We start from the raw sequence: 17,803 nt of genomic DNA on the forward strand, positions 1-17,803 counted from the left end.
CATAGCAAGGGCTATGTGGAGGATTTGTCGACACAGAGAGGGCAAAAAAGATACGCCAAGATGGCGGTGCTGAATTTATCAGTGCTTCCTTACCATGGCGATATTCTGTTGGTTTTACGCCCATATGCTTTTGGAAGATCTTGCTGAAATAGCGCGTGTCCTGATAGCCGCAGGCAGCGGCAACCGCATAGATCTTCTCATCGCCCTCACGCAGCATCTGCCCCGCACGGCGCAGGCGGCAATCCGTGAGATAAGCGCTAAACGAGGTGCCGCAGCGTGCGAAGAGCTTGTGCAGATAGCTGACGCTCAGTCCCAGCTCATCCGCGACCTCACGCACGGTGATCGGCTCCGCCATATGCTCCTCCATATGGCGCACAGCGTGCAGGAGATAGCCGCGGATCGGCTCCTCCTCCGGCAGATCGAGATGTGTAGCGATGACCTCCGAAGCATTCGCTTCATGGAGATGAACGCGGCGCTCCCTGATATGGTCTGCTGCCAGACGCACGGCCGCGGAGAGCTCCTCATCGTCAAGCGGCTTCAGGAGATAGGCACATACGCCGAGTGCAATCGCCTGCTGCGCGTACTCGAACTCACCGTAGCCTGAGAGAATGATGTACTCTGCTTCCAGCTCCTCGCGCAGGCGCGCAATCACATCCAGCCCCGAGAGCCCGGGCATTTTGATATCCACAATCAGTACATCGGGACGATACTCGCGCGCGAGAAGAATCCCCTCCATGCCGCTGCCTGCCGCACCGATGACCTCGGCGCCAAAATCCTCCCACGGCGTCAGGCGCATAATGCCCTCACGCTGCATGGGCTCGTCGTCAATAATCAGCACTTTAATCATAATGAGGAGCCTCCTCCCAGTGCTTCAATCTCAGTATTACCTCCGTCCCTTTCCCCTCCGCAGAGTGCAGCTCGACTCCGCAAACTTCATCCCCATTCAGCACCGCGCGCATATGCACATTGTAAAGTCCAAAATGATTGTCATCCCGCCGCGCGAGCACTTCCTGCTGCCGCTCAGGGCTCATCCCCTGTCCGTTGTCCTTCACGCGAAAGACGAGATACCCGTCTTCCCGCGCGCCTGTGATCGTGATGCATCCGCCGCGTTCTGCCATCTCGATGCCGTGCTGTATCGCATTTTCCACAAGGGGCTGCAAAATCAGCTTCGGCACATAACAGCCATATGCCGAGGACTCCACACGCACCGTCACCTTGAGGCGTCCCTCAAATCGGCGCTGCTGGATCTTCAGATACGTGCGGAGAAAGGTGAGCTCCTCCGCCACTGTTACGAACTCCTTCATGCTCACCGAGGCACGCAGCAGCTTCCCGAGCTGCACGGCAATGTCGGCAGCCCCCTCACTATCGCCGAGTTTCGCACTCCACTTGATGAGGTTGAGCGTATTATACATGAAATGTGGCTTGATCATCTCCGTGAGCGATTTCACCTGCGCCACGCGCAGTGTCCGCTCGCGCTCCCGATTTTCTGCAAGCAGCGTGCGGATATGCGAAACGAGGCTGTTAAATGTCAGTGCAAGTTCCCCGATCTCATCGCCGCGCTGCGCGTCCACCTGTACCGAGAAATCATCGCGGCTGCGTACGCGGCGCATGGCAAGCGCAAGGCTGTGCAGCGGACGCCAGAGATGACGGCTCAGCAGATAGGCAAGATACGCAGTCATGCAGAGCGCGACGGCATCCACCATCAGCACGAGACGGAAAAGATAGTCAAGCGGTGCGGAGTCAAGCCGCTGGCGCAGATGCACGGCAAAGCCCGTATCCGACGAGGAGTAGGCATAGTCGCGAAAGACAGACTCCGAAGCCGTCCCCTCCTCGGGCGTAGAAAATACGGAAGAAAACCCCTCGCGGTGATGATCGAGCATGTCCATCATGACATAGCGATAGCGATCCGTCAGGATGATCTGCCCTTCATTGCCGTCCTGCACACGCTGAATGAGCGGCACAAGAGCCTCACGCCGCACATCGATAACGGCAAAGCCGAGCAGCTCCTCCCCCTGACGAATCGCACGCGCCATCGAAAAGACCGTCTCCCTGCGATCTGCCTCATAGCGGTCTGCAGAAGCAATCACCCAGTCCTGCCCCTCCACGGCACGGCCGAGCAGCCCCCAATGCAGATGTTCCGGCAGCCGATAATCGCGCGGCAGATCATCCGTCGCAATGACCTGACTGCCGTCTGCGGAGAGGAGATAGATTGCTGCCTCGCCGGAACGCCCTGCCAGAATCGCATAGAGATCGCCGTAGATGTTCTCTACATCTGCACGCTCACCACGCAGAAATGCAATGGTCTCCCCACGCACGAGCAGAGGGTTCATCAGGCGCTGATAGCTGCCAACAAGATTGTCGATCTCGCGCGAGATGCGCTGTACCTCGGCACGGCCGCCCTTTGCCTGCGTATTTTCATAGACACGATCCGCCGCATAGAGGATCATCGCAGAAGCTAAAAGGAGCGGAAAGAGTCCCCCAAAGAGCAGATAGGCAAGCAGTCGCTTCTGATAGCCGATCCGATATCGTCCCATAAATGGCGCAGCCCCTCTCCAGCCGCAAGTAAAGAGCGACGGAAAACGAGTAAAACAAAGGTCTTCCTTAATGTTCAGACTATAAAGAAAGAATACGGATAAATTCAATTCCTGTCAAGTAAAATCATGTATAAATAGAAAAAATATATTTACATACAAAAAGGAACGAAAGCAAAGGAAAAACCGCCACAAAACGTGACGGTCTTGGAAGGGGAAAATATGGGAATGGGGGGATGGGGGGAAAATGGGGATTTATTTGATAACCGCCGCGCGCCATTTGCTTAGGAACTCGTCCCGAAAGGAGACGGCGCGCTGCGTATCAAACCAAATGTAACGAATCTCCGAAAGAGGACGAAGATTCGGCGGTGCCGGAATATCGGCACGCGTTGAGCGTCGTTCATATTCGCCGAGGCGTTCATGAACCTGACGGCTCATCAGGAAATTGAGGAATTTCTTTGCATTCTCTGCGTGCGGAGCATTTTTGATGATTGCAATTCCGCCCGAGGACACAGCCGTCCCTTCTTCAGGATAGACAATCTTCATATGGGCACCGCCCGCAATGTATGTGAGTACAGCCTCCTCAAACGTTGCAGTAACGGCATATTCTCCATCGGAAAGAGCCTTGATCTGCGCTGCCGAGCTGGCGGTACTGCGTCCATCGAGCTGCTCTGCCACGTCTCCGATGACTGTGGTATCGCCGCCAAGGGCATCCACCATCGTCAGTAGGACGGCATAGGAGGACGTGGACTTCGTTGGATCTGCCAGTGCAATGCGTCCACGAAACTTTGGGTCGAGCAGATCCCGCCACCCCTTCGGGGCGTCTACCTCACTCACCAGATCACTGTTGTAGGCGATGACGTAAGGATCCATGACCATATTGTAGAACGCATTGTTCCCGCGCACAAAATTGGGTAGAATTGCAGATTTTTCAGGAGACACATAGGGTTCGAGATAGGACTCAAGTGCGACGTAGGCATCCGCCGTGCCGCCCCATATAATATCGCCGTGCGGGTTCTCCTGCTCCGTGCGGACACGCGCCATGAGCTCGCCCGAACTGCCGCTGACAAGCTGTACCTGTATGCCAGTCTGCTCCTGAAACTCTTTGGCAAGCGGAGCTGTCCAGTTATCCGTATTACAGTTGTAGACAACAACGATATTTTCATCCGACTGCACGCTCTGCGGCTCTGTGCCGCAGGCTGCAAGGAGACCCCCTGCCGTGAGCAGAAGCGTCGCACCCCATATCTGCATGCGCTGAAAGATGATCATCGTGCGACACCTCCTCAACGAGATGTCATCAATTTCAAATCTTTTTGATAATTCTACAATAATCAGAACTGCAGTGCAATCATACAGTTCGTCATTTTTGGGGGAGAATCCTATCTTTGTGCGTCGCAACCAACGCAAACGCACCGGATAAAAGTAAAAGAATCGCTAATCTTTCCCGCGTAGCGCGCGCTGCGCGTCGAAAAAATGCACAATCGCCTCTGCTGCTGGGCGATTCATGCCGGGTGCTGCTACGAGTTCATCGACGGATGCCGCCTTGATCTTATCGAGTGTGCCGAAGTGCGACCAAAGACTCTGCCGCCGCTTCGGCCCCACGCCGACGATGTGATCGAGCACGGAGACGAGGTTGCGCTTGCCGCGCAGCTTGCGATGAAAAGTAATTGCAAAGCGGTGCGCCTCGTCGCGGATGCGCTGGACGAGGTAGAGGGACTGACTGCGGCGCGGAAGCTCGACAGGCTCCGAATTCCCCTCCGTAAAGATGAGCTCGAATTGCTTTGCGAGTCCAACGACAGGCACATCCTTATGCCCCGCCTCGTTTCGGATGATTTCAAGTGCGGAGGAGAGCTGCCCCTTGCCGCCGTCGATGATGATGAGGTCGGGCAGTTCATCCTCCGGCAGTCCAACGTAACGCCGCGTTGTCACCTCGCGCATGGAGAGGAAGTCATCGGGCTTGCCCTCCGCGCTCCGAATCTTGAAGCGTCGATAGTCGGACTTCTTCGGCATACCGTCCTCGAAGACAACCATCGAGGCGACGGTCTCCTGCCCCTGATTATGCGAGATGTCAAAGCATTCCATGCGGCGCGGCGGCTTTTTGAGTCCGAGATAGCGCCCCAACTCCTCGACGGCGCCGAGTGTCGCTTCATCCGCAAGGCTGCGGCGCGTCTCCTCGTCCGCGAGGAATTTCTCCGCGTTGCCCGTCGCCATCGTCACGATATCACGCTTCGTGCCGCGCTGCGGCGTGAGGAGGGCGACCTTGCCCCCGCCCTTTTTCTCGGCAAGCCACTGCTCGATGACCGCACGCGCAGCGTCGTCGATCGTATGCGGCAGCAGCACCTCGCGCGGCACGAAGGTCGCCTGATTGTAGTACTGCTCGAGGAAGGCGCGCAGGATGTCCGCATCGCTCTCCTCCTCGCTCCCGCGCAAAAGGAAGTGCTCGCGCCCGATCATCTTGCCACCGCGGATGAAGAAAATCTGTACGCAGACGCCCGCTGCCGAGCGCGCCATACCGAGCGCGTCCTGATCTCCCGCGCCCGTCACGATGTTCTGCCGCTCCGCCGCCTTGCGTACAGCTATGAGCTGATCCCGAAGGCGCGCCGCCGTCTCGAAGTGATAGGCTTCCGCCGCAAGTGCCATGCGGTGCTCGAGCTCGCGCTCCACATCGTCCGTCCGCCCTTCGAGAAAGAGCAGGACGGCGCGGATCATCGCATGATAGTCCTCCTCCCCCACCTTCCCCACGCAGGGTGCAAGGCAGCGCTTGATGTGGTACTCGAGGCACGGCCGATCAGGCATTGTCCGACACGTACGCAGAGGAAAAAGGCGCTTCAGGAGCTTTAAGCTGTCCCGCAGCGCCGTCACATTCGTATAGGGTCCGAAGTAGCGCGCTCCATCACGCAGTACGCGCCGCGTGATGAAGACGCGCGGATATTCCTCCTGCACCGTCACCTTGACATAGGGGTAACTCTTGTCATCCTTGAGCCGTATATTGTAGCGCGGACGATGTTTCTTGATAAGATTTGCCTCGAGAATCAGCGACTCGACCTCGTTCGCGGTCATGATTGTCTCGAAGTCGGCAACATGCGAAACCATCGCACGCACCTTCGGCGCCTGATTGCGGCTGCTCTGGAAATACTGCCGAACGCGGTTCTTGAGGACGATTGCCTTGCCCACATAGATAATCTTCCCGCGTGCGTCCTTCATGATGTAGACACCCGGCGAATCGGGCAGCAGTTTCAGCTTTTCGGCAACGAGGTCTGTCACCTCAGTGCCCCGCCTTCATGCGGTTGATCGCGCTGAACAGGGCAAGAATGGACGAGGTGATAATATCCGTATCGAGGCCTGCGCCCCAGTAAGTCTTGCCATCCTCGCCCGTGATGCTGATGTAGGAGATGGCACGCGAGGTCTGTCCAATCTCAAGCGCGTGCTCACTGTAGGTCAGGTTCGTATAGCGAAGCCCCAGATTTGCCTGCATGGCGTTCGAGATCGCGTCGAGGCGGCCGTTGCCGCGTGCCTCATACGTGCGGTCCTCACCGTCCACCTTAAGATGAACATCGCCCATGCGTGTGCCGTCCGGCTGCTTTTTCAGATGGAAATCCGTGAGTTCGAACGGGAATACAACATTGACGTAGGTATCCATGAACACCTTGTAGATCTCGTCCGGCAGGAGTTCTTTGTGTCCGCTGTCGGATACGGACTTGACACGGTAGCTGAGATCCTCGCGCATCTTCTTCGGCATGCTGATGCCGTACTGCTGCTCCATGATATAGCCGACACCGCCCCTGCCCGACTGGCTGTTGATGCGGATGACATCACCGTCGTACGTGCGCCCGATATCCTTCGGATCGATGTAGAGGTATGGCAGTGACCAGTGCTTGGGCTTGTTCTCATCCCAGTGCTTCATGCCCTTGGCGATGGCATCCTGATGGGAACCGGAGAACGCGGCAAAGACGAGTGCACCCGAGTATGGCTGGCGCGGGTTGACCTGCATGCGCGTCACCTGCTCATAGACCTCGACGAGGTGTGGGAGATCGGAGAAGTCGAGGTTCGGATCGACACCGAGCGCGAACATGTTCATCGCGACGGTGATGATGTCGACGTTGCCCGTGCGCTCCCCGTTGCCGAAGAGTGTGCCCTCGACACGGTCTGCACCCGCGAGCAGCCCCATCTCCGCATCTGCTACGCCGCAGCCGCGGTCGTTGTGCGGGTGGAGGGAAAGGACGACGCTGTCACGGTATTTCAGCCGCTCATTGACGTAGGCAATCTGCATTCCGTAGACGTGTGACATCGACATTTGAACCGTCGAGGGAAGATTGATGATCGCCTTGCGATCGGGCGTGGGCTGCCACACATCGAGAACGGCATTGCAGACTTCGAGCGCATATTCGGGCTCCGTGCCCGTGAAGCTTTCGGGCGAGTATTCAAACCGATAGTTCGCGCCCGCCTCCTCCGTCAGCTTCTTGAGAAGCTTTGCGCCGTCCACGGCGATCTGGAGAATCTCCTCCTTTGAGCGTGCAAATACCTGCTCGCGCTGTGCTGCAGACGTGGGGTTGTAGACATGCACAATCGCGTTCTTCACGCCGCGCAGCGCATCAAACGTCTTTCGGATGATATGCTCCCGCGCCTGTGTCAGCACCTGCACGGTCACATCGTCGGGGATGAGATTGTCATCGACGAGGCGGCGCAGGAACTCGTACTCCGTCTCCGACGCGGCAGGAAAACCGACCTCGATCTCCTTGAACCCCACACGCACGAGAAGATCGAAGAACGCCAGCTTCTCGTCCAAACTCATCGGGATGATGAGTGCCTGATTGCCGTCGCGCAGATCAACCGAGCACCAAATCGGTGCCTTGTCGGGTGCATCCATACGCAGCCAGTCCAGACGAATCTCGGGCGGCATATAGTAACCCTTCGTGTACTTTGTGTGATTCATGATCGTTCCCCCCGTATCAAAACATCTCTATAAAACAAGAACGTCCTTCGCCGCTGATGTGGGGCGAAGGACGCGCCTGCGTTATCCTAGCGTTGTGCTATCTTACCATATTCACGGACAGTTTGCAAATCCGACCAAGGTCGCATTAAACTTCTCAATCAGCTTCTCGGGCTTGTACGACTCCTTTGCCTTGCGCAACCCCTCGATCCCCATATCCTCCTCGCGGTTGATGTAGGTCATATGGCTCCACGCATGCTCCACAAAGCCCTGATTGATCGCGGGATAGGCACCGCGCAGCTCGGGATCTGCCTTCTCCACATGGATGACCGCCGTATCCGTGTTCAGCTGCTCGCCAAATGTAAAGGCGACGACGCGTCCACCAAGGAGGATGGCGCCGCCCTTCAGACCGAAGTCCTCGAAGTTGTTCAGCACCTCGAGAATCGCCGCGCGCTCGTAGCCGATGAACGGATCGACCGTGCCGTCCTCCTGACGGTGCTGCTTGTACCAGCTGTTCAACTCCAGCTTGCACAGTGTTACAACCTCATCCGTGATTGGGACGAACTCAGCATCGGGATGCTCCTTGCGAAACGCATTCAGATGATTCTTCTTCGAGTGCAGCTTGCGCCCCGCGAGACTGATAAGCTTTTCCGCGAGGTACACATAGTCGAAATTGTCGCGATCAGCAACCACCTCGAATGTGGCGCAGTCACAGGAGCGCAGGAAATCTGCATAGCCGCGTTCCATATCATAGATGTGGAATGGCTGCTCAATCTCCTCGAAGTACGCGAGCAGCTTCTTCGTCGCCGCAGGATAAAGCGCGGGATCGCAGAACGGCTGCAAGGCGGAGACACGCGCCTTCCACTCGCTCACAACGTAGAGGACATCGTCCTCCTCGGCGATGTGGACATGGAACGGTTCGCGCCACATGTAGAGATTCGTAAAGTTAAAATGCGAATTCTCATAGTAATTCGCACGAAAATATCGATCAAGCAGCGGCTTGTCTTCCTTTGTCAAGGCATGAAATTCGATGAGTCTCACCTTTCCTTTGGGCATTCGTAAGGAATCGCCATATTTATCAGCGAGTCCTTAATAAAAGTTCTCCTAACGGTTTCATTATAACAAAGCCGTCAAGCCCTACCTGTTCTGCTCTATATTTTACTAAGAATCAGCTCTCCCATGCCCGCGAGCACACAGTGTCCCAATCCTGCGGGCAGAAAGACGCTCTCCCCCTTCTGTAGCTGCAGTCCGTCCGTTTCGGTGCGAAGCTGTACGTTGCCCGAAAGCACGGTCAGACACTGGAATGAGTCTTCGCTTACAGTAAGCACACATTCCCCGTCCACTGTGAGATGATAGGCGGTGAAATAACCGCACGCCGCCAGAAGGCGCGCCCGCGCGCCCGCGAAGAGGTCGACCTCATTGCCGCACGCATACGCGGGAGCAGGTGCAAGGGAGGTCACATCAAGCGCCTTTTCGATATGAAGATCGCGTGGCTTGCCGTCCGCACCGATGCGGCCGTAGTCGTAGATGCGATACGTCGTATTCGAGTTCTGCTGAATCTCGCAGATGAGGATTCCCTTACCGATTGCGTGAAGCGTCCCCGCAGGTATGAAGAAGACATCCCCCTTCTGCACAGGCACATGGCGCACAACATTGAGGAGTGTATTGTCCTCTATGCGCCGACGAAACTCTTCCTTTGAGATCTCGTGCGCAAATCCATAGAGCAGCTCAGCCCCCGGTGCTGCGTCCACGACATACCACAGCTCCGTCTTGCCGTACTCCCCCTCGACGCGCAGGGCATAGTCATCATTGGGGTGCACCTGTACGGAGAGCTCGTCGTGCGCGTCGATGAGCTTGATGAGCAGCGGAAAATACGGAAACTTCGCCGCACGCGTGCCGAGTGCATCCGTGCCCGCCTCCGCGAGCCAATCCGAAAGAGTCCATCCCGCCGCAGCGCCATTTGCAATGACGCTTTTGCCGTCCCTATGGCAGGCAAGCTCCCAGCTCTCGGCAACCTTCGTCAGCTGCGTTTCCTTTCCGTATTCATCCCGGAGCCGCGTACCGCCCCAGAGATAGTCCTTCAGTGGCGCAATGAGTTTCATCGGATATTTCATAATTCACGTCCTTATTTCATTTCATAGGACTATCTTACCGAATTCTACAAAAAACTGCAAGTACAAAGCACGACCTATGAAATGATGATTGTTCCCCACCGCTGACTGTGGTATCATAGGAACGCCTGCAGCAGACGCAGGATTTCTTTCATAAAATATTTTACCCATATGAAACGGAGTGATTCACCATGTCCCAAAAGGTCATTGATACCACGGAGCGCCCGCCGCTCCTCACCACCATCCCGCTCTCACTGCAGCATCTCTTCGCGATGTTCGGCTCGACCGTGCTCGTGCCGATCCTCTTTCACGTCAACCCCGCGACCGTGCTGCTCTTCAACGGCATCGGCACACTGTTCTACCTCATCCTCTGCAAGGGCAAGATTCCCGCCTATCTCGGCTCGAGCTTCGCCTTCCTCTCCCCCGTCTTCCTCGTCCTCTCCGAGTACAGCTACGAGGCAGCACTCGGCGGCTTCATCGTCGTCGGCATCGTCTTCTGCATTGTCAGCTTCATCGTGCATACGATCGGAACGAGCTGGATTGACGTCATCTTCCCGCCCGCCTCGATGGGCGCAATCGTCGCCGTCATCGGACTCGAGCTCATGCCGACGGCGGCGGGCATGGCAGGGCTGACGGGAGAAAATACCGACGCAACCGTCATCTTCGTCTCGATCGCAACCCTCGCCATCACAATCTTCGCCTCGATGGCGTTCCGCGGCTTCCTCTCCATCATTCCGATTCTCATCGGCGTTGTCGCGGGCTACATCATCGCCTTTGCCGTCGGCATCGTCGATCTCTCGCACGTTGAGAGCGCGCCGTGGCTCGCGATACCGACGATCTACACGCCGGAGTTCGACCTGCGTGCCATCCTCATCATCCTGCCCGCCTCCATTGTCGTCATCGTGGAGCACATCGGCCACCTCATTGTCACGGGCAATATCGTCGGACGCAACCTCGCAAAGGATCCGGGGCTTGATCGATCCCTCCTCGGAAACGGCGTCTCGACCATCTTCTCGGGCTTCTTCGGCTCGACACCGAACACGACCTACGGCGAGAACATCGGCGTGCTCGCCATCACAAAGGTATACTCCACGTGGGTCATCGGCGGCGCAGCGATCTTTGCAATCCTGCTCTCCTGTCTCGGCAAGCTCGCCGCGCTCATCCAGAGCATCCCGACGCCCGTCATGGGCGGCGTCTCCATGCTGCTCTTCGGCGTCATCGCCGCCTCGGGCATCCGTATCCTCGTCGAGGCGAAGGTGGACTACAACAATCCGATGAATCTCCTCCTCACCTCGATCGTCATGGGGGTCGGTGTCTCGACGGCAAGCCTCACCATCGGCACGGTCACACTGCGCGGTATGTCGCTCGCGACTGTCATTGCCATCATCCTCTCCGTCTCCTTCCGCATCATTCTCGCCCTGCGCCGTCAGGAGCAGAAACAGCGCGAGTGATGGAAATCACAGTCGACCTGCACGCGGATGAAACATGCCCCGCAAAGGCATACCTGATGCGCACGCGCGGCATTTCCTCGGGGCTCTGGAAACGGATCAAGCACAGCGGAACATTCGCCGTGAACGGCGTCCCCGCGATTGCTGCGCGCACGATGCTGCGTGCGGGTGATATTGTCTCCTATGAACTGCCCATCGTCTCCTCCGTCACACCGGAGCAGCTACCGCTCTCCATTGTCTATGAGGACAACGATCTCCTCGTCATCGACAAGCCTGCGGGGCAGCTCGTCCATCCGACGACAAAGGAGGCACACGGCACCGTTGCAAACGCCGTGCTGGGACTCTATACCGCGCGTGGTATCTCTCTCGACTTTCACCCCTGCCACCGCCTCGACCGCAACACCTCGGGGCTGCTCCTCATCGCCAAGCGTCCCGAGGTGCAGCATCAGATTGCGCGTACACATACACTTGAGCGAACGTATCTGGCGCTGATCGAGGGAGCGATTACACCTACGTCAGGCACGATCGATGCGCCGATTGCACGCGCCCTGCCGAGCATCATCCTGCGCCATGTCGCGCCCGATGGAAAGCCCGCGCGCACGCATTATGAAACGGTGTGGACGAACGGAGAACATCCCCTTTTGCGGCTGCGCCTCGAAACGGGACGTACCCACCAGATCCGTGTCCACCTCGCCCACCTCGGGTATCCGCTGCTCGGCGATGATCTCTACGGCGGCAATACGGAACGAATCACCCGTCACGCCCTCCACTCGGCGCAGCTTACACTCACCCATCCGTTCACACATGAAGTTCTGACCATCACAGCCCCTCTACCAGAAGATATGACGGAGATTGTTCACCACATTTCTATATCATAAGAAGTCTTTGCTGCCTAATTATCCATATACATTTTTCGTCAACATTTTGGGATAAGAGTGACTCATACTCCATAATGCAAAAGACGACTGCGCAGGCAGTCGTCTTTTGCATTATGTTTATTACAGTGTCCCGAAGATGCGATCGCCTGCGTCGCCGAGACCCGGCACGATGTAGCCGTGATCGTTGAGGCGTTCATCGACGGCTGCGACATAGATCGACACGTCGGGATGATCGGCAGCCACGCGGCGGATGCCCTCGGGCGCGGAGACGAGGCACATGAGGATGATGCTGCGTGCGCCCTTTTCCTTGAGCATGGTGAGTGCCGCCGACGCACTGCCGCCCGTAGCGAGCATGGGGTCGGAGACGATGAGTGTACGATCCTCGACGCCGCTTGGCAGCTTTGCGTAGTACTCGACAGGCGCAAGTGTCTCGGGGTCGCGGTAGAGTCCGATATGCCCCACGCGCGCGGCAGGTACGAGGGTCAATATGCCGTCGAGCATGCCGAGCCCTGCGCGCAGGATGGGCACGATGCCGAGCTTCTTGCCCTCGAGCATCTTCGCACGACAGCGTGCGACGGGCGTCTCGATCTCCACATCGCGCAGCCGGAAATCGCGCGTGATCTCATATGCCATGAGCATGGCAATCTCCGAGAGCAGCTCGCGGAACTCCTTCGTCCCCGTCTCCTTCATACGCATGATGGTCAGCTTGTGCTGGATGAGCGGATGATCGACGAGATGGAGACTCGGAATATCGGACGGATGGAATGTATCAGCCATGGGAGAGGCTTCCTTTCTTTCAGAGATATGTTATTCGTACAGGGGGTATTTCGCACAGAGTGCGGCGACACGGCTGCGTGCCTCCTCCCTGCGACCCTCGTCTGTCGGTGCGTCGAGGACGTGGGCAATGATCCGCGCCACCTCACGCATATCCTCCTCCTTGAAGCCTCGCGTCGTGAGCGCAGGCGAGCCGAGACGGAGGCCGCTCGTGACGAACGGGCTGCGCGGCTCGAACGGGATCGTATTGCGGTTCGCCGTGATATTGACCTCATCGAGCAGGTTCTGCGCATCTTTGCCCGTAATGTCCTTATTCGTGAGATCGACGAGCATGACGTGCGTGTCCGTGCCGCCCGATACGATGCGGTAGCCGAGCTTCGTCAGCTCATCCGCGAGCGCTGCCGCATTTTTCACGACCTGCGCGCCGTACTCCTTGAACGAGGGCTGGAGAGCCTCACCGAGCGCAACTGCCTTTGCCGCAATGACGTGCATGAGAGGACCGCCCTGAATGCCGGGGAATACCGCCTTGTTGATCTTCGCGCCAAGTTCCTCATCGCGCCCGAGGATAAGCCCCCCACGCGGCCCGCGCAGGGTCTTGTGGGTGGTCGTGGTCACGACATCGGCATAGGGCACGGGACTGGGGTGCTGCCCTGCGGCGACAAGCCCCGCAATATGCGCCATATCCACCATGAAGAACGTGCCGACCGCCTTTGCAATCGCCCCGATGCGCTCGAAGTCAATCGTGCGTGCATATGCCGAAGCACCCGCGATAATCATTTTGGGATTGTGCTCCTTCGCAAGCGCCTCAAGCGCATCGTAGTCAATGCGCTCCGTCTCGCGATCCACACCGTAAGGAATGACCTTGTAATATGTCCCAGAGATGTTGACGGGGCTGCCGTGTGTCAGATGCCCGCCGTCCGTCAGGTTCATGCCGAGGATCGTGTCGCCCGGCTGCAGCAGTGCAAAGAAGACCGCCATATTCGCTTGCGCGCCCGAATGAGGCTGCACATTCGCCCATACCGCTCCGAAGAGCTCCTTTGCGCGGTCAATCGCAAGCTGCTCCGCCACATCGACGTATTCACAGCCACCGTAGTAGCGTTTTCCCGGGTAGCCCTCTGCGTACTTGTTCGTGAGGACACTGCCCTGCGCCTCCATAACCGCGCGGCTGACGATGTTTTCCGAGGCGATGAGCTCCAGCTTCGTACGCTGGCGGTTCAGTTCATCCTCAATCGCCGCAAACGTCTGTGGGTCGACCTTTTCCAACGAATCCATCATGCTCATAGAAACTCTCCTTAACCGTTTTTCTGATCTTCCAGCGCCATAATTTTTTCGACACGGCGCGCATGACGCCCACCCTCGAACTCCGTGCGAATCCACGCGCGCACAATCTCGCCCGCAGGGCCGAAGCCCGTCACGCGGCCACCAAGGGCAAGCACATTCGCATCGTTGTGCTTCCGCGACATAATTGCCGTATAGACATCAGCGCAGAGTGCCGCGCGGATACCCTTGATCTTGTTCGCTGCAATCGAGATGCCAAGCCCTGTGCCGCAGAGCACGATCCCGCGATCCGCCTTTCCCGAGATGACATCGGCGCAGACCTTCTCCGCGATGTCAGGGTAATCGACGGCCTCCTTTCCAAAGGTTCCAACATCCTTTACATGCACATCGCTGAATTCATGGAGCACCATCTTGACCTCTTCTTTGAGATCCACGGCACCGTGGTCGCTGCCAATCGTAATATTCATGAGAATGCCCTCCTCCTCATACTTCACAATATTCTCTTTCATTTTAGCATAGATCACTGAAAAAAAATAGGGCGCGGGTTGGGACATTACTGTCGAAAATGAGGGCTCAGGGCAAGCGAGAAAAAGAACATCAGCGCCGCCGCCGCCACGATCGCCGCACCCGCCGCAATGCCGAAATAGTACGCCGCAAAGAGCCCAACGAGACCCGCGCCGAGCGCAATGAGAACTGACAACAGATGATATGCCTTGACGCTTCCCGCGAGATTCCGCGCGGCTGCCCCCGGCAGGACAAGCAGTGCGTTGATGATGAGGATGCCGACCCACTGGATGCTCACGGCTACAACAACGGCGAGCAGCGCGGCGAACAGAGCCTCCACGGCAAATATTGAGACACCGCGGCTGCGCGCAAGTGAGGCGTTCACGGATAGCAGAAGCAATCGGTTGAAGAGCAGCATCCAGCCAGCGAAGACGACGGCATCGACGGCGAGCAGACCCGCGAGATCAGCAGGGGTAATGCTCAGAATGTCTCCAATGAGGAGCGGAGAAAATTTCGAAAAGCCTCCGCCGTGACTCATAATCATGAGACCGACGGCAATCGCCGTTGAAGAGAACACGCCGATGACCGTATCCGCCGATGCCGCTGTGCGGTGCTTGATGTAGGTGATGAGAAGTGCAAACGCAATCGAAAAGAGGATGAGCGATGTGAGCGGTGCGAAGATGCCGACGAGCACACCAATGGCAATGCCCGTAAACGCGCCATGCCCGAGGGAGTCCGAGAAGAACGCCATACGGCTCGAGACCACCATCGTCGAGAGCAGTCCGAAGAGCGGTGTCATGAGGAGGATTGCAAGGAGCGCGTTCTTCATGAAGGTGTACTCCATCCATGCCAGTGGCAGGAGTGCATCCATTGCCCCGTAGATCAGTTCCATGCCGCAGCCTCCTCTCCCCCATGCTCCTCGGCACGCCTGTGCAGATGACGGAGATCGGGTAGGATGCCAAAGAGACGCTCCATCGCAGGGCTTGCAAAGACCGTATCCGGCGCTCCTGCCGCTGCAATCCCGTGATCCATGAGCACAACCTTGTCGGCATGGCGCGCGACCATGCCGAGGTCATGCGAGATGAGAAGGATCGCAAGATCTTCCTGCGCGCGCAGCTGCCCCACGATGTCATAGAAGAGTGAGAGTCCGCTCTGATCGACGCCCGAGACTGGCTCGTCGAGGAGCAGAAGGTTCGGCAGGGGGTCGAGGGCGAGTGCAAGCAGGACGCGCTGCAGCTCTCCGCCTGAAAGTGCGCCGAGGCGGCGATCGATCAGATGCTCCGCGCGCACGCGTGCAAGTTTTTCAGTGACGCGCACGCGATAGCGCCGTGCAGGAAAGAGCCAGACGGGGCGCATGGTCACACACGCCATAAAGAGATCCAGCACCGTTGTCGGCGCCGTCAGATCGAGGCGCAGATACTGCGGTACATAGCCGATCACGGGCTTTCCCGTGTGCCGATCCTCCGCGTCGACGAAACGCAGACTGCCCGTATGCGCAACCTCACCGAGGATTGCGCGCAGGAGCGTGCTCTTGCCCGCACCGTTCGGGCCTATAATTGCGGTCAGCTCGCCGCAGTGAAAATGGAGATTGACATGCGAAAAGACTTCGAACGTCCCAAAGGAGACGCCGAAGTCCTCGACCTTCGTGCAACAGAAATGCGCGCAACCTTCGCGCGCTCCCCTGTGATGAAAGATATGCCTGAGCATGATGATCCTTTTCCTAATCCGTCAGCCGGCGGAATTTCCACGTCCCCGCCGCGATCCCCAGAGCCGCATAGCCTACGACCACCGCAAGCGAGAGCACGGAGAACCCCCCCGCCGATCCGAGGCTGCGCAGGAGGTGACTCGTATGCGTCAGCGGCAGGATCTCCACAAGCCAGCGCACGAGATCGGGCAGCGCCGCCGTCGAGAAGAACGTCCCGCAAAGGAAGGACATCGGGAGCAGGACGTAGAGGTTGACCTGGCTCATCTCCTCATAGGTGGAGATATACATCGCCGCGAGAAAGCCGATCTCCGCGAAGATCATACAGTTCAGTGCAAGCACGAGGAGAAAGAGCGGCGTGATTGTGAACTGCGCGCCGAAGAGATAGCTGAGCACAATGATGATTGCAGACGAAATCAGTCCACGCACGACAGCGCCCGCGACCTTGCCAATGACGAACGCATCGGGACGAATCGGCGCAATGAGGTACTCCTCGAGACTCTTGTGATAGACGCGCTCCGCATGCACGGAGATAATGCTATTGAAGCTGATGTTCATGGAATTCATCGCGAGAAGCCCCGGCACGAGAAAGTCCAGATACGAGCCCGTGCCCACGTCGATGCTGCGTCCGAGCCCCCAGCCGAATGCAATGAGGAACATGAGTGGCGAGACCATGCGGCTCAGCACATATTTCATAAGACGGCGGCGCAGGACAACCCAGTCGCGCCAGAACACCGTCCAGATATCCCGCAGCATCAGAGCCCCTCCTTTCGTCCCGTCATCTCGATGAAGACATCCTCGAGATTCGTCGGGCGCAGGAGAACGCGCTGCATCTGCTCCTCAAGCATACGCGCATGGGCACGTGCCTCCTCGCGCGTGTGGAAGAAGCGATAGGAGCGGCCGCTCTCCTCATCCCACTCCACCGCATACGCGCCCAGATTCTCACAGAATGTGCGCGGTGTCTGCACATCCACGAGCCCGCCCTTGTTGATGATCGACACGCGGTCACAGAGCGCCTCTGCCTCCTCGATGTAATGCGTCGTCAAGAGAACCGTCACACCGCTCTTTGCGACCGCGCGCACGAGATCCCAGATATGCCGCCGGATCTGCGGGTCGAGTGCAACCGTCGGCTCGTCGAGAAAGAGCACCTGAGGACGGTGGATCAGTGCGCGCGCGATGAGCAGGCGCCGCTTCATGCCGCCCGAGAGGCGGCGCACATTGTCGTTGCATACCTCTGCGAGCTCCATCTCACGGAGGAGTTCCTCAATGCGCTGCGTCCGCTCCGCGCCGCCCATATGGTGCAGACGCGCGTGCAGCTCCATATTGTCCCAGACCGTGAGCTCCTGATCGAAATTCACATGCTGCGGCACAACGCCGATCAGCTCTTTGACAGCACGCGGGTCGCGGCAAATATCCTGCCCGCCGATGCGAACCACACCGCTCGTCGCCTGCGTCTGCATCGTGAGCATGCGGATGATCGTCGTCTTGCCCGCTCCATTGGGTCCGAGTAGACCGAATACCTCACCGCGCCGCACGGCGAGTGTCACCCCCGCAACCGCTGTCTTCCAGCTCTTTTTCTGCTCCGCATTCGTATGCGGAAACTTCTTGACGAGATCCTCCATCTCGATCATCATGGATTCCATTGAT

At 57.9% G+C, this 17,803-nt stretch carries 15 protein-coding genes and 1 pseudogene; 2 read left to right on the plus strand and 14 right to left on the minus strand.

The genetic code is table 11. The annotated features are described in order from the left end of the window. Window positions 1-88 precede the first annotated feature (88 nt). The 7 genes and pseudogenes from HMPREF9163_RS10850 to HMPREF9163_RS10880 all read right to left on the minus strand — a co-directional run. A pseudogene (locus tag HMPREF9163_RS10850) lies at window positions 89-847 on the minus strand (response regulator); the annotation flags it as partial. Beyond that, window positions 840-2,534, minus strand: a complete 1,695-nt coding sequence (locus HMPREF9163_RS10855) for a sensor histidine kinase (protein ID WP_009441847.1) — start codon at window positions 2,532-2,534, stop codon at window positions 840-842. The gene HMPREF9163_RS10855 and the pseudogene HMPREF9163_RS10850, both read right to left, overlap by 8 nt. Before the next feature lie 252 nt (window positions 2,535-2,786). After that, window positions 2,787-3,800, minus strand: a complete 1,014-nt coding sequence (locus HMPREF9163_RS10860; RefSeq protein ID WP_009441849.1) for an ABC transporter substrate-binding protein — start codon at window positions 3,798-3,800, stop codon at window positions 2,787-2,789. Between the two features lie 165 nt (window positions 3,801-3,965). Beyond that, on the minus strand, window positions 3,966-5,795 hold the full coding sequence (gene uvrC / locus HMPREF9163_RS10865; RefSeq protein WP_009441850.1) for an excinuclease ABC subunit UvrC: 1,830 nt from the start codon (window positions 5,793-5,795) through the stop codon (window positions 3,966-3,968). 1 nt (window position 5,796) lies between these two features. After that, window positions 5,797-7,464, minus strand: a complete 1,668-nt coding sequence (locus HMPREF9163_RS10870) for a 2-isopropylmalate synthase (RefSeq protein WP_009441851.1) — start codon at window positions 7,462-7,464, stop codon at window positions 5,797-5,799. Window positions 7,465-7,575: 111 nt separating this feature from the next. Then, the gene (locus HMPREF9163_RS10875) at window positions 7,576-8,517 is read right to left on the minus strand and encodes a DUF2156 domain-containing protein (protein ID WP_009441852.1); all 942 of its coding nucleotides are present in this window, start codon (window positions 8,515-8,517) and stop codon (window positions 7,576-7,578) included. Between the two features lie 95 nt (window positions 8,518-8,612). Continuing rightward, window positions 8,613-9,575 carry a type I phosphomannose isomerase catalytic subunit gene (locus tag HMPREF9163_RS10880; protein ID WP_009441853.1) on the minus strand — a complete coding sequence of 321 codons (963 nt, stop codon included), beginning with the start codon at window positions 9,573-9,575 and terminating at the stop codon, window positions 8,613-8,615. Between the two features lie 188 nt (window positions 9,576-9,763). Between HMPREF9163_RS10880 and uraA the strand changes: the two genes are divergently transcribed. Continuing rightward, window positions 9,764-11,023 carry a uracil permease gene (gene uraA / locus HMPREF9163_RS10885; RefSeq protein ID WP_009441854.1) on the plus strand — a complete coding sequence of 420 codons (1,260 nt, stop codon included), beginning with the start codon at window positions 9,764-9,766 and terminating at the stop codon, window positions 11,021-11,023. After that, entirely contained in the window at window positions 11,023-11,898 is an 876-nt protein-coding gene (locus tag HMPREF9163_RS10890; RefSeq protein WP_009441855.1) for an RluA family pseudouridine synthase, read from the plus strand. The genes uraA and HMPREF9163_RS10890 overlap by 1 nt, the downstream gene beginning before the upstream one ends. Window positions 11,899-12,018: 120 nt before the next feature. On the opposite strand, the gene upp is transcribed toward HMPREF9163_RS10890, so the two are convergent. From upp to HMPREF9163_RS10925, 7 genes are all read right to left on the minus strand, one after another. Further along, complete coding sequence (upp, locus tag HMPREF9163_RS10895; RefSeq protein WP_009441858.1) at window positions 12,019-12,675, minus strand: uracil phosphoribosyltransferase; 657 nt, start codon at window positions 12,673-12,675, stop codon at window positions 12,019-12,021. Between the two features lie 30 nt (window positions 12,676-12,705). Continuing rightward, a complete protein-coding gene (gene glyA, locus HMPREF9163_RS10900; protein ID WP_009441860.1) occupies window positions 12,706-13,953 on the minus strand; it encodes a serine hydroxymethyltransferase in 1,248 nt (415 codons plus the stop codon). Between the two features lie 11 nt (window positions 13,954-13,964). Next, entirely contained in the window at window positions 13,965-14,417 is a 453-nt protein-coding gene (rpiB, locus tag HMPREF9163_RS10905) for a ribose 5-phosphate isomerase B (protein WP_037347140.1), read from the minus strand. A gap of 86 nt (window positions 14,418-14,503) precedes the next feature. Further along, entirely contained in the window at window positions 14,504-15,346 is an 843-nt protein-coding gene (locus tag HMPREF9163_RS10910) for a metal ABC transporter permease (protein WP_009441862.1), read from the minus strand. Beyond that, on the minus strand, window positions 15,337-16,161 hold the full coding sequence (locus HMPREF9163_RS10915; RefSeq protein WP_009441863.1) for a metal ABC transporter ATP-binding protein: 825 nt from the start codon (window positions 16,159-16,161) through the stop codon (window positions 15,337-15,339). Before HMPREF9163_RS10915 ends, HMPREF9163_RS10910 begins: the two co-directional genes overlap by 10 nt. 13 nt (window positions 16,162-16,174) lie before the next feature. Beyond that, complete coding sequence (locus tag HMPREF9163_RS10920; RefSeq protein WP_009441864.1) at window positions 16,175-16,912, minus strand: ABC transporter permease; 738 nt, start codon at window positions 16,910-16,912, stop codon at window positions 16,175-16,177. Beyond that, a complete protein-coding gene (locus HMPREF9163_RS10925) occupies window positions 16,912-17,799 on the minus strand; it encodes an ABC transporter ATP-binding protein (RefSeq protein ID WP_009441865.1) in 888 nt (295 codons plus the stop codon). Before HMPREF9163_RS10925 ends, HMPREF9163_RS10920 begins: the two co-directional genes overlap by 1 nt. Window positions 17,800-17,803 lie beyond the last annotated feature (4 nt).

Source organism: Selenomonas sp. oral taxon 138 str. F0429 (assembly GCF_000318175.2).
GTDB lineage: Bacteria > Bacillota > Negativicutes > Selenomonadales > Selenomonadaceae > Centipeda > Centipeda timonae.

Bases quoted from the DNA above. Each gene is read 5' to 3' on its own strand.
- HMPREF9163_RS10855 (WP_009441847.1), bottom strand. From the start codon at position 2,534: ATGGGACGATATCGGATCGGCTATCAGAAGCGACTGCTTGCCTATCTG.
- HMPREF9163_RS10860 (WP_009441849.1), bottom strand. From the start codon at position 3,800: ATGATCATCTTTCAGCGCATGCAGATATGGGGTGCGACGCTTCTGCTC.
- HMPREF9163_RS10870 (WP_009441851.1), bottom strand. From the start codon at position 7,464: ATGAATCACACAAAGTACACGAAGGGTTACTATATGCCGCCCGAGATT.
- HMPREF9163_RS10875 (WP_009441852.1), bottom strand. From the start codon at position 8,517: ATGCCCAAAGGAAAGGTGAGACTCATCGAATTTCATGCCTTGACAAAG.
- HMPREF9163_RS10880 (WP_009441853.1), bottom strand. From the start codon at position 9,575: ATGAAATATCCGATGAAACTCATTGCGCCACTGAAGGACTATCTCTGG.
- uraA (WP_009441854.1), top strand. From the start codon at position 9,764: ATGTCCCAAAAGGTCATTGATACCACGGAGCGCCCGCCGCTCCTCACC.
- HMPREF9163_RS10890 (WP_009441855.1), top strand. From the start codon at position 11,023: ATGGAAATCACAGTCGACCTGCACGCGGATGAAACATGCCCCGCAAAG.
- upp (WP_009441858.1), bottom strand. From the start codon at position 12,675: ATGGCTGATACATTCCATCCGTCCGATATTCCGAGTCTCCATCTCGTC.
- glyA (WP_009441860.1), bottom strand. From the start codon at position 13,953: ATGAGCATGATGGATTCGTTGGAAAAGGTCGACCCACAGACGTTTGCG.
- rpiB (WP_037347140.1), bottom strand. From the start codon at position 14,417: ATGAATATTACGATTGGCAGCGACCACGGTGCCGTGGATCTCAAAGAA.
- HMPREF9163_RS10910 (WP_009441862.1), bottom strand. From the start codon at position 15,346: ATGGAACTGATCTACGGGGCAATGGATGCACTCCTGCCACTGGCATGG.
- HMPREF9163_RS10915 (WP_009441863.1), bottom strand. From the start codon at position 16,161: ATGCTCAGGCATATCTTTCATCACAGGGGAGCGCGCGAAGGTTGCGCG.
- HMPREF9163_RS10920 (WP_009441864.1), bottom strand. From the start codon at position 16,912: ATGCTGCGGGATATCTGGACGGTGTTCTGGCGCGACTGGGTTGTCCTG.
- HMPREF9163_RS10925 (WP_009441865.1), bottom strand. From the start codon at position 17,799: ATGGAATCCATGATGATCGAGATGGAGGATCTCGTCAAGAAGTTTCCG.